The 11,804-nt window shown below is 34.3% G+C and carries 9 protein-coding genes and 1 pseudogene; 3 read left to right on the forward strand and 7 right to left on the reverse strand.

The genetic code is table 11. From position 1 onward, the window contains the following. The first annotated feature begins 9 nt into the window (after window positions 1–9). A pseudogene (locus MVE64_RS18740) lies at window positions 10–1,535 on the forward strand (tripartite tricarboxylate transporter permease). A gap of 69 nt (window positions 1,536–1,604) precedes the next feature. Here the strand turns inward: MVE64_RS18740 and MVE64_RS18745 are convergent. Continuing rightward, window positions 1,605–2,474 carry a LysR family transcriptional regulator gene (locus MVE64_RS18745; protein ID WP_247340224.1) on the reverse strand — a complete coding sequence of 290 codons (870 nt, stop codon included), beginning with the start codon at window positions 2,472–2,474 and terminating at the stop codon, window positions 1,605–1,607. 196 nt (window positions 2,475–2,670) lie between these two features. Between MVE64_RS18745 and acnA the strand changes: the two genes are divergently transcribed. Both acnA and MVE64_RS18755 read left to right on the forward strand, forming a co-directional pair. Then, window positions 2,671–5,403, forward strand: a complete 2,733-nt coding sequence (acnA, locus tag MVE64_RS18750) for an aconitate hydratase AcnA (RefSeq protein ID WP_247340229.1) — start codon at window positions 2,671–2,673, stop codon at window positions 5,401–5,403. A 137-nt stretch (window positions 5,404–5,540) separates the two neighbouring features. Continuing rightward, window positions 5,541–5,786: an HPr family phosphocarrier protein gene (locus MVE64_RS18755; RefSeq protein WP_247340230.1), complete on the forward strand. Its 246-nt coding sequence runs from the start codon at window positions 5,541–5,543 to the stop codon at window positions 5,784–5,786. A gap of 107 nt (window positions 5,787–5,893) precedes the next feature. On the opposite strand, the gene MVE64_RS18760 is transcribed toward MVE64_RS18755, so the two are convergent. The 6 genes from MVE64_RS18760 to MVE64_RS27475 form a co-directional block, all read right to left on the reverse strand. After that, complete coding sequence (locus MVE64_RS18760) at window positions 5,894–7,642, reverse strand: methyl-accepting chemotaxis protein (protein WP_247340231.1); 1,749 nt, start codon at window positions 7,640–7,642, stop codon at window positions 5,894–5,896. Window positions 7,643–7,782: 140 nt separating this feature from the next. Further along, window positions 7,783–8,613, reverse strand: coding sequence for a DUF6282 family protein (locus MVE64_RS18765; protein ID WP_247340232.1), 831 nt, complete (start codon window positions 8,611–8,613; stop codon window positions 7,783–7,785). Window positions 8,614–8,848: 235 nt separating this feature from the next. Beyond that, entirely contained in the window at window positions 8,849–10,036 is a 1,188-nt protein-coding gene (locus MVE64_RS18770; RefSeq protein WP_247340233.1) for an MFS transporter, read from the reverse strand. A 61-nt stretch (window positions 10,037–10,097) separates the two neighbouring features. Beyond that, complete coding sequence (locus tag MVE64_RS18775) at window positions 10,098–10,715, reverse strand: RraA family protein (protein WP_247340234.1); 618 nt, start codon at window positions 10,713–10,715, stop codon at window positions 10,098–10,100. Window positions 10,716–10,828: 113 nt separating this feature from the next. After that, on the reverse strand, window positions 10,829–11,317 hold the full coding sequence (locus MVE64_RS27470; protein ID WP_345740839.1) for a LysR substrate-binding domain-containing protein: 489 nt from the start codon (window positions 11,315–11,317) through the stop codon (window positions 10,829–10,831). A 5-nt stretch (window positions 11,318–11,322) separates the two neighbouring features. Beyond that, window positions 11,323–11,634, reverse strand: coding sequence for a LysR family transcriptional regulator (locus tag MVE64_RS27475; protein ID WP_281730390.1), 312 nt, complete (start codon window positions 11,632–11,634; stop codon window positions 11,323–11,325). Window positions 11,635–11,804: the final 170 nt, after the last annotated feature.

Genomic DNA, 11,804 nt, shown 5'->3' on the forward strand with positions numbered 1-11,804 from the left:
GGGAATTTAGTGGAGAGTTTACAATTTTTAGCGGAAGGTTTTTATACAGCTTTACAGTGGCATAATCTCCTTTTTGCTTTAGTTGGCGTAATAATCGGAACAGCAGTGGGCGTACTTCCTGGAATTGGTCCTATGAGTGGTGTTGCCTTACTTATACCAGTTACAGCTTCATTTACAAGTGGACTTGATCCTGAGTCTGCGGCAGCTAGTTCTATTATTTTATTAGCTGGTGTTTATTATGGAGCAATGTATGGTGGTTCAACAACTTCTATATTATTAAATACACCTGGAGAATCTTCATCAGTTGTAACAGCTTTAGATGGTTATCAACTAGCAAAGAAAGGTAAGGCTGGAGTTGCATTATCGATTGCTGCAATTGGTTCTTTTGTGGCTGGAATTATTTCTTTAGTTGGACTTGTTCTTATGGCTAAACCATTATCTGAAATGGCATTGAAATTTGGGCCTGCAGAATATTTTTCATTAATGATTTTAGGGTTATGTGCAGTAAGTGGATTAGCAGGTAAATCGATGACAAAGGCGCTTATGATGACTGTTCTTGGTTTACTTCTTGCTACGATAGGTTTAGATAGTGTTTCGGGTGTTGCCCGTTTTACCTACGAAATTCCTACTTTATATTCAGGATTGGAATTTTTAACAATAGCTGTTGGTCTTTTTGCGTTAGGGGAGGTTTTTAAAACAATCTTAGAGAGGAGGAGCGATGGTGGAGTTGTTAGTAAGATAGGGCGTATTTTACCTACACGCCAAGACTTGAAAGAAAGCAGTGGCCCAATCACTAGGGGATCACTTTTGGGCTTTTTCATTGGTGTTTTACCAGGAGCAGGTGCAACATTGGCATCGTTTTTCTCTTATATTATGGAAAAAAAATTAGTAAGAATCCAGCCAAGTTTGGGAAAGGAGCAATCGAAGGGGTAGCTGCTCCAGAATCAGCAAACAATGCTGCTTCTGGAGGAGCGATGATACCACTTCTGACGCTTGGAATACCTGGTTCAGGAACAACGGCCATATTAATGGGTGCCTTAATTATGTATAATGTACAGCCAGGTCCGCTGTTATTTGAGGAACATCCTCAGGTAGCATGGGGGTTAATAGCTAGTATGTTTATTGGGAATTTTATGCTACTTATTCTTAATATGCCGCTTGTAAAAGTATTTGCAAAAGTCATAGAAACACCTGCAAAGTACTTATTGCCTATAATTATTGCCATCTCATTTTTTGGAGTATACGCGGTACAATTTTCAACTTTTGATTTAATCCTTTTATTAATCTGTGGAATCGTTGGATATTATTTACAGAAACATGATTTTCCAATTGCTCCAATCGTTTTAGGTCTTGTACTAGGCCCTATGATTGAAAATAATATGAGACGTGCCTTAACTAGTTCAAATGGTGACTTTATGGTTTTTCTGCAAAGTCCAGCTTCTTTAATCTTCTTGATTATTGCTTTAATGTGGGTGTTAATTCCTCTATTGTTAAAATTAAGAGGTAGAAACGTTATCATCAATGATGAATCATAGAATATAATTATCATAGAAAAACATTTCTGAGAATGAAAAATGACTCATTCTTAAAAATGTTTTTTTGTTTTATAGTTTATATAAATCTATATCTTTTATGAAGTTAACAAATGCTTTAACAACATTTAGATTTAGTGATTCTTCATGGTAGAACATCCATGTTTTCCTTGTTAAATAATTGCCTTTGTTATCTTTTAAGTATATTTTATGTATTTCTTCAATACCATCTACGAATAAAGATGGCATGATCGCATAACCCAATCCATTAAGAATCATTTCCTTGCACGTATCACCTTGATCAACGGACATAGCAATATACGGGGGTTGTGAATAATGTTCTGTCCACCAATTTTCCACTAATTGTTTGTATAGTTGATCTGTTCGATAATCAATTCTTGGTAGTCTAGGAAGATCTTCTAACTCTAGCTTATTTGTAGAAGCAATACATAGTTTTTCTTCAAACAATAATAACTTTTGACCAGGCCAACTATAATCTCCTCTAACAAATCCAATATGTGTTGTTTGATTATAAACTAAATTAAAGATGTCTTTGCTATAACCGGTATCTACTTGAAATTCTACATCAGGATACTGATCTTTAAAGAGTTTTAATAAAATAGGTAGTTTATATTTACTTATAAAGTTAGAAACTCCTAATCTTAATGTTCCAGACACATTTTGATTAAAGTTTTCGATATCTTCTTTAATTTCACGTAGAAACTGTAGCATCTCATTTGCGCGTTTTGCTAAATATTCTCCTTCTGGAGTAAATTGAACTCCTTTAATTCCTCGATCAACTATTTTCACGCCAAATTCTGTTTCTATTTGTTTTAGACGCTTTGTTAATGTGGGCTGTGCCAGAAATAAACTTTGCCCTGCTTTTGTAATGCTCTTTTCGTTGTTCAAAGTGTGTAATATTAGCCAGTCCCGATCATCCATTTCCTAGCCTCCAATAACTCAGTGTTAAATTAGTATTGTTTCTATGTATCTATTATAAGTTTTTTGAAGTCTTGTTTCAGTAACAATATGAAAAAGTTTCATATATGAGTATGAAATATTGGTATTATTCACAAAGTCGTATGTGAAATAAAATAAAGATAAACCGCATGAAAGAGTATTAAGGAGTTGTGATGAAATGATAAAGGATGAAGCTGTAATAAATAAAATAAAAAAACGAATAAGGATTAACCAAAAAGAATATAGTTATTTTTCAATCACTTCATTAGAGGAGAACGGAATTGGTCACATTTCAAAGCTTCCATACTCAATTAAAGTTCTTTTAGAATCTGCTATTCGGAACTATGATGGGGTTAATGTGACAATGGAACATATAAAGAAGCTAGCAAATTGGGGAATGGATAACGCTCCTAATGAAGAAGTGCCTTTTAAGCCAACCAGGATTCTTTTACATGACACAACAGGCTTGCCTACTTTAGTAGATTTAGCTGCCATGAGAGAATCAATAAAACGTATTGGAGGTAATGTTTCAGATGTTAATCCATCAATACCGGTAGATCTTGTTGTTGACCACTCATTAACTGTTGATTACTTTGGAACTCCTGATTCCATGAAACTAAATGAAAAGTTGAATTTTGAAAGAAATTTAGAGAGGTTTCGTTTTCTTCGTTGGGCACAGAAGTCTTTTGACAACTTCAATGTTATTCCTCCAGCAACCGGTATTATGCACCAAATTAATATGGAGCTTTTAAGCTCTGTTGCTTTTATAAAAGAAGAGAGTGGTAACCTCATGATTTATCCTGATTCACTTGTTGGAACAGATTCCCATACAACTATGGTAAATGGAATGGGGATTGTTGCTTGGGGAGTAGGAGGAATTGAAGCAGAAGCTGCAATGCTGGGGCAACCAGTTTATTTTGTTATTCCTGAAGTTGTTGGATTTAAATTTGTTGGTCAACTTCCTGAAGGAACAACTTCAACAGACTTAGCCTTAACCGTGACGAGTTTGTTAAGGAGTAAAGGAGTTGTAGGGAAGTATGTTGAATTTTTTGGTCCAGGAATAAAGTCGATGAGTGTGGCAGATCGAGCAACAATAGCTAATATGGCTCCAGAGTACGGTGCGACAATGGGATTATTTCCTGTTGACCAAGAAACGTTAGATTACTTAAAGATAATTGGGCGTAGTAAGGAACAAATTTCTCTGATTGAAAGCTATTACAAAACACAAGGTATGTTCATGACAGATGAAAGCCCTCAACCTATTTATTCAGACATCATTGAACTTGATTTATCTTTAATAACTCCGTGCCTTGCAGGGCCAAAACGTCCACAAGATAAGGTTGAACTTACTAAAATGAAAGAGGAATATAATAAAATCATTCGTTCATCCATAAGTGAAGGTGGATTCGCTTTAACTGAAGAAGATCTAACAAAAACAACAAAAGTAAATCATCAAGATGGAGAGACATCTATAATAAAGAATGGCTCTGTTGTACTTGCTGCCATTACAAGTTGTACCAACACTTCCAATCCTAATGTATTAATAACTGCAGGGCTTGTTGCGAAGAAAGCAGTAGAGAGAGGATTAATGAAACAACCCTATGTTAAGACTTCACTTACACCGGGATCACGTGTTGTTACGGACTATTTAGAGGAATCAGGTCTATTAACCTATCTAGAGAAACTAGGATTCCACATTGCGGGATATGGATGTGCAACTTGTATTGGAAATTCAGGTCCACTACCACAGGAAGTGAATGATGCAGTTAGTGAGAACGATTTAGTTGTAGCCGGAGTATTGTCGGGAAATCGAAATTTTGAAGGTCGTATCCATCCACAAATAAAAGCAAATTACTTGGCATCTCCACCACTTGTTATTGCTTATGCTATTGCAGGTACTGTTGATATAGATTTATTTAAAGAACCAATAGGATTTGATCAATTTAATAAACCAGTTTATTTAAGAGAGCTTTGGCCATCATCACAAGAAATTCAGAAAATCCTAAGTTATGCTGTTAGTCCAGAATTATTTCAAAAGCGATATCAAAATGTAACCAGTTCAAATGAAGAATGGAATTCAATACAGGTATCTGAGGGCGACCTTTACGATTGGGATGAGAAATCAACATATATCCAAGAGCCTCCTTTCTTAAAAGAGATGACAGAACAACCTAGTAATATCGTTAATATTGAAGGAGCTCGCACTCTAGCCATGCTTGGTCATTCAGTGACAACTGATCATCTTTCTCCTTCAGGAGCAATTAAGGCAGACAGTGCTTCTGGTTTATTTTTGCAACAAAAAGGAGTGGGAATAAACGATTTCAATTCGTATCCATCCCGAAGAGGTAATCATGAGGTCATGGTTAGAGCTGCACTTGCCAATTTAAGAATTCGAAATCAACTTGTACCTGGTTATGAAGGAGGAATGACGAAGTATTTTCCTACGGGAGAAATCTTATCAATGTATGACGCATCAATGAAATATAGGGAAGATCGTACGCCTTTATTTATTCTTGCAGGTAAAGAGTATGGTACTGGTAGTTCCAGAGATTGGGCTGCAAAAGGTCCGTATTTACTTGGGGTAAAGGTTGTTTTAGCTGAAAGCTTCGAAAGAATACATCGTAGTAATCTTGTAGGAATGGGAATCCTTCCTCTGCAATTTTTAGAAGGGCAAAATGTGCGGTCCCTAGGAATCACTGGAGATGAGTCATTTGAAACAATAGGATTAAATGATTCAATTAAACCAGGAAAAACTATAAAAATAAAAGCAATCAAACCTGATAAAAGTTCATTTGAATTTGATGTTAAACTACGTCTTGATAATGTCGTGGAAATTGAGTATTACCGTAATAGTGGAATTATGCAATCTGTTGTGCGTCGAATGGTCAAGTCAAAAAGCTTATTAAAATGATCGAGCTAGTATACATGTAGAAATCAAGTGAATGAGTTATTCACAAATAATTCAATTGAATTCGATAGAAAATTACTATTTTTCATGTGAAAAGAGAATCGGTATATTTAAATCATAAGATGTTAAGGGGTGTAAGCATGAATAGAACAATAGCACAAGCAGTCGTAGAGATTAATCAAGTAGCTAGTAAGTTTGAATCAAGTATTGTTATTATTACTGATGATAAAGTTGTAGATGCTAAAAGTATGTTGGGATTATCTTTTAGTATTCTTACCTCTAAATCTTTTAAGTTGGAGATTCATGGGAAAGATGAAGAGGATGCTAAAAATGCATTGAAAGAGGTTTTTGTAAAGAACAAACTTTCTGTTGAGATAAATAAGTAAATATGCAACTAAAGGTTTGATATATCAGCCCTTTTTTGATGAATTAAACAAATACTTTTAACATCCAAAACCCTTACACTCTAGTTGTAAGGGTTTTGTTAATTCCATTATGATTTAATATTATATTTTTTAATCATGCTCGTCATTTCCTGACTAAGATCACATAACTTTTCGGCAGATATCGAAATATTTGAGATTGCTATTATTTGTTCATCTACAGATGTTGTAATGGCTTCTACTGACGATGCAGATTGTTCGGCAACATTTGAAGCATTATTCATTGCAGCGGTAATGCTCTTGTTTTTATTCGTCAGTATTTCAAGTTCTTTACTTAGTGATTCAACCGCTTGTTGTGTCTCTGAGATTGCTGAAGAAATTTGTATAAACTCATTCTCAGTATCAACAACAGATTCTTTTAAATCCTCTGAACGTTCAATCGTATCTGACATTAATAATACTGTATTTTCTGTTTCTGTTTCTATTGAGTTGATCATCTCTTGAATTTGTTTTGTCGCTTGATTAGATTGTTCCGCTAGTTTTCGGACTTCATTTGCAACTACAGCAAATCCTTTGCCATTTTCACCTGCTCTAGCTGCTTCTATACTTGCATTAAGAGCCAGTAAATTCGTTTCAGAAGCAATACTTTCAATTGTATCTGTAATGCGTGAGATATCTTGGATTTTTTTTGATAGATTTGTAACCCCTAGACTTGCAGCAGAAGACGCATTAAAAGCTATTAAATTTGATTCTTTAAGTTTCGTTATGATTTGTTGACCTTGTTGTGTTGCAGCTTCTGAATTCTTTGTCATATCTTTAATGGAATTATTATGATGATTCATTCTTTCAATAGATTGATTAAGTAATGAAACATTTTTATCAATATCACTTAAGTCGGTTGATTGTGCAATAGCTCCAGCAGAAATCTCAGTTAATGTCATTCCAATTTCTTCACTAGTAGCTGAGGTTTCTTCTGAAATAGCCGATAAATCATTTGCGGATTGAAGTAAATGGTTGCTTGTATTTTGTAATCCACTAATAAGTAGTCTGAGCTGTTCTGTCATTTGATTATATGCAAAACCTAATTGCCCAATTTCGTCTTTAGATTCAGGTAATTTAGCGCTTACAATATCACCTTTAGATACACTAATTGCTGCTGTAGAAACTTCTCTTAAAAGTTTTAGCTTTTTCTTGCTAGCAAAATAAAATAATAGAATACTTAAAAGTGCTATAGAAAGAGTAAGTAAAGTCATATAGTTTCGCACAATATTAAGTTCAGAATAAAATTCATCTTCAAATACAATGACACCTACATTCCAACCCCAAGGTTCGTATTTCTCCATGTAGGCTATTTTATTTTTGAACTTCCCTGTATCTTCATCTTCATCCGAAAAAATATAATAATGCTTTTCAATTTGAGAAGCTTGTGCAGCTTGAACCATTTTTTCACGATCTGACGTATCATCAGGGATTTGACCTATAGGATTTGTCGGGTGTAGCTGTGCAGAGTAGTCAGATCCATATGCTACTAGATAGCCTGCATCCTTATATGAAAAAGAGGACTGCGTGTAATCGTACTCCTCATTATTAGACAACTTAGGTCCTAATAATTTCAAACGTGCTTTTTCTTTTGCTTCATCAAGGGTTATTTCATTATTCTTAACCTGAGAATTTAATTCTTCTAATAGCACAAGAGATCCTTCAACAATTTGTTTTAACTGATTTTTCCCTGCTTCTGTTAATTGTTTTTTCGCTAAGAAGTAGCCTGGGCCCCCAACTGTTATTCCTGTTAAAGCAACGATAACAATAATAATAATCATTAGCTTACTAGATATACTATTCTGCATTTTCTTTTGCATAACTTCACCCCGATATAAGTATGTGTTTACATATGTTATATCGGGGATTAAGGTATATATTTAATAGTAAATGTTATTATTTAGGTATTGTAAATATTGATGAATTTCTATAGAAGGAATTAATGAAACAGAAGTTAATGCTAAATATCTAATCCTAATAACTTTGCTGGGGTGTGTTTTGTCATTGTATCAATTGCTTCTGTACTTATACCATTATCAAAAAGGAATTTAATATAATTAGATAAGGCTTCGTTCCATTTTGGATTTTCAATTTGTCCTCCATCAGTTGATACAACAGTAGAATGATAACCTATTTCTTCAATAGCCTCTAAATTAATGGGAAGATTTGATTGGTATATCCCGCTTCCGATAGGTTGAGCATACGTACGTTCAAAGTAGACATTATAATTATCCTTAAGTTTTTTTTGGTCGGTTATTGTCATCCCTACAATGTGAAACTCAGGATGGGTTACAACAATTTTTTCTACCCCATGCTTTGTTGCCTCATCTACAACATAGAATATTTCTTTTGGTGATATGTGACCTGTAGCAAGAACTGCTTTCTTTTCAGCAATTAACTTAAAGATTTCTATAAGATCAGATACAATCTTGTTATCTTGAACAGGTTCTAATCCACCACTTTTTCCTTCCTTTTGAAGGTGGTTCTTAGCATGGATAGTAGGAAGCCAAACAATCTTTGCTCCTAGTTCTAAGGCATAATTAACAGCGTAAGGGTTAAATCCGCCAACTGTATGGTTAAGTGTTATGCTGCCAAATACATTTGTTTTTGGATAAACTTGATTTACAATCCAAGCTCTGTCCATGGTAGGTGTATGATGAGATTTGATGACGATCGCTTTAGCGCCAACTTTAGTTGCTTGTTCAGCCAGTTCAAGATCATTATGAGATCGAACTCTAATGTCAGGTGCTGAATGGATATGTAAGTCGATAACATCCTTTAAATTAATCATGTATAACTTCCTTTCACATAAAGATAAATATTTATCTTTCCTTTTCTTTAAGTTTACCACTGTGGAATCATCAAAAAATAATATTTAATACTCTATAACAATAGAAAATATTAATTAAAATAGATATTTTTTTTTATTGCATAGAGCGTGCTGTAGAGCAAAAGATGCCGTATTACAAATGAATATACATAAAACAAACTTTGATGGAAGGACTACAAAAAAATGGTTCCTATTCCTAGTAACCATTTTTTACTTCTTTTCTTTCTATTATTATATTTTCTTCCTCAACTTGTTTTTCTTTCTTTCCGGTCCTTATAAAAAATGAACCTCCTATTAGGAACATTCCACTTACTATGAAGACTGAAATGACACCAAGCCAAGTTCCAATTATTCCAAAGAATAATGGTGCAATTAATTGTGATAAGCGGTTTGATGAAAGGCGTAAACCGAGGACTTCTCCAGTTCTGTCCTTAGGTGAAGCGTTATAGGTTGTTGACATTGAAATTGGCTGTCCACAACCTAGGCCAAAGCCCATTAAACAGCTTAAAAAACATAAAATCATTATTTGATCCGAAATTGGGATTAAGAAAAAAGAGATTCCGGCAATAATGATCGAAGCCCATAGCACCCTTTCCCTGCCCAACCGTTTAGATACTGCTGGTAAAATAAAACGCACAACAATCATGGCTAAACCTTGTAAAGCTATAATCCAGCCAATTGATGAATTAGAAATATTATGTTGTTTTGCAAATAATGGAAAGTAAGCAACAAAGATATCTTTGGAATAGAGAACAAGGGCACTTGAGATTAATGCCTTCTTTAAAGCTGGTTCCTTTAATAACCCTATTGATGATTTCAAACTTTCTTTCTTAGCAATACTTCTCTTTAGTATGACTGGTATTCTATTAAATAATAAGATAGGCACCAGACTAATAATTAAAGCAGTTAAAAAAGCAATGGAGTAACTATAGTGTTCAGATATATAACCTCCTAAAATTGGACCAATTAATTGGCCAGAGGCTACAGCCATACCAAACATACTAAAGTATTGGTCGCGATTTTCATTAGTTGAAACATTTCCAAGAACATTCTGTAAGGAAACTGCAATAAATACATTTGAAACTCCAATAATAAATTGACTAACATATAAAGCCCAAATCGAGTGGAATAAGTAGGGAAAGAACATTCCTATTGCTAAGCCGATTAGACCGAATAAAACAGGTAAACGGTCACCTATTTTATCTGCTATTCTTCCGGCCTGTATGGCAAAAATTAAAGGGAAAAATGCAAATGCCGCAGTAAGGATGCCAATCTCAAAAGTAGTTGCTCCCATTTCTGATGCATATAAAGTAATAATAGGTCTTGTCAGATTAAGAGCCACTTGAAAACCTAACACAATAAGTAGCACACTGCGTAATACCATAAAGGTCTCCTCCAATTTTTTGAATAAGAAAAGGAAGGGACAATCCCCTTCCTAAGAAATCCTATTTAGATAACATATTATCAAGGTATTTTTTAATTGCTTCTACATTCCCAGATACATCTTGCTCTCTTTGCTCATCTTTTTTCAGTTTTTCGCGTGATTTTTCTAACACTTCTTGTCCCATTGATTGCGGGATCACCACAACCCCGTCAGCATCACCTACTACTATGTCCCCAGGTTGAATGGCTGTTCCACCACAAGAAATAGGTACATTGATTTCACCAACACCGGCCTTTCCGCTTGCAGCAACAGCTGTTCCTTTGCAAAATACAGGGAAGTTTAGGTTTTTAATTCCAGTAATATCTCTAATGACGCCATCTACAACTATAGCGCTTACACCAAGAGTTTTAGCCATTCCTACAACAAAGTCACCAGCAATTGCTCGATATTGATCTCCTTTAGCATCAATAATGATGACATCACCTGGTTTGGCTTCTCTTATAGCCTTTAATACAACTAGATTGTCGCCGACAGGCATTTTTACAGTCAAGGCTCTTCCTGCGAACTTATAATCTTCTTTTAAAGGCTTAATAGATGGGTCTAGATTATTAAGACCTTCAAACACATCAGAAATACATGTAGTTGGAATGTTTTGAAATGATGAGAATAATTCTTCCATAGTTTTTCCCCCTATAAGATTATTAATTACTATCTTTATTATAATGCTATCTATTGATGTGTATAAAATAAGTAAATCCTATGGATTGCCATAGGATTTTTCTATACCTCACTTTAAGTAGAGAGGTTACACTTATTTTCATCGAAATAATCCGTGATAAAATCAACAAATTCTTTAACCATCGAAAGAGTTAGAAATTCCTTTCGATAGAGAATCCAAGTCGTCCATTTAATATTTTCGCCATTATGGTTCGTTAAGTTCATCTTAAAAAGTTTGTCGTGTTCTTCAAGTATAATACTTGGAACAATGGAATAACCTAGGTCATTAGTAGCCATTCTTTTTGCAATTTCCATATTATCTACATTCATAGTAACTAATGGAGGGGTAGAATAATTATCTTTCCACCAGTTGTCTATCACCATATTCAGTGCTGGATCAGTATTGTAGCAAATTCTACGCATTGTCGGTAAATCTTTTATATCGATCTCACTATTAGAGATGATGCAGATATTTTCCTCTGAAATGATTTCTTTTTCATAAGGCCAATGATGATCACCTCTAACAATTCCAATGTGGGAATCTTGTTTATAGATTGATTGAATTAAATCTAAATTAAGCCTGTATTAATATTGAAATCCACCTGTGGATGCTGCTGACTAAATAATCTTAATATTTTTGGTAATTGATAAAGGGCAATGGCTCTAGCTACACTTAGTCTAAGGGTTCCACGAACATTATCTCCTAAATTCCATAGTGCTTCTTCCATATCTCTTAATTGAGTTAACATTTTATCAGCATATTTGACAAGGAATTCTCCTTGTTCGGTGAATTCAACGCCCCTTCTTCCTCTATAGAGAAGTTTAATATCATATTCTTTTTCAATTTGCTGGAGTCGATAGGTAAGAGTTGGTTGTGACATAAAAAGACGGTCAGCCGCTTTCGTAATATTCTTTTCTTCATGAACCGTTTGGAGAATTATCCAATCTTTTTTTCCATGATTACTTCCTTTCGATAGAAAAATTTAATGGTATTACATCAAAAAACAATATTTTATTAATTTCTAAAAATATAATACATTATAAGCATAGT

Source organism: Metabacillus endolithicus, from assembly GCF_023078335.1.
Lineage (GTDB): Bacteria > Bacillota > Bacilli > Bacillales > Bacillaceae > Metabacillus > Metabacillus endolithicus.

Bases quoted from the DNA above. Each gene is read 5' to 3' on its own strand.
- MVE64_RS18770 (WP_247340233.1), bottom strand. From the start codon at position 10,036: ATGGTATTACGCAGTGTGCTACTTATTGTGTTAGGTTTTCAAGTGGCT.
- MVE64_RS27475 (WP_281730390.1), bottom strand. From the start codon at position 11,634: ATGTCACAACCAACTCTTACCTATCGACTCCAGCAAATTGAAAAAGAA.
- MVE64_RS18775 (WP_247340234.1), bottom strand. From the start codon at position 10,715: ATGGAAGAATTATTCTCATCATTTCAAAACATTCCAACTACATGTATT.
- MVE64_RS18755 (WP_247340230.1), top strand. From the start codon at position 5,541: ATGAATAGAACAATAGCACAAGCAGTCGTAGAGATTAATCAAGTAGCT.
- MVE64_RS18765 (WP_247340232.1), bottom strand. From the start codon at position 8,613: ATGATTAATTTAAAGGATGTTATCGACTTACATATCCATTCAGCACCT.
- acnA (WP_247340229.1), top strand. From the start codon at position 2,671: ATGATAAAGGATGAAGCTGTAATAAATAAAATAAAAAAACGAATAAGG.
- MVE64_RS18760 (WP_247340231.1), bottom strand. From the start codon at position 7,642: ATGCAAAAGAAAATGCAGAATAGTATATCTAGTAAGCTAATGATTATT.
- MVE64_RS18745 (WP_247340224.1), bottom strand. From the start codon at position 2,474: ATGGATGATCGGGACTGGCTAATATTACACACTTTGAACAACGAAAAG.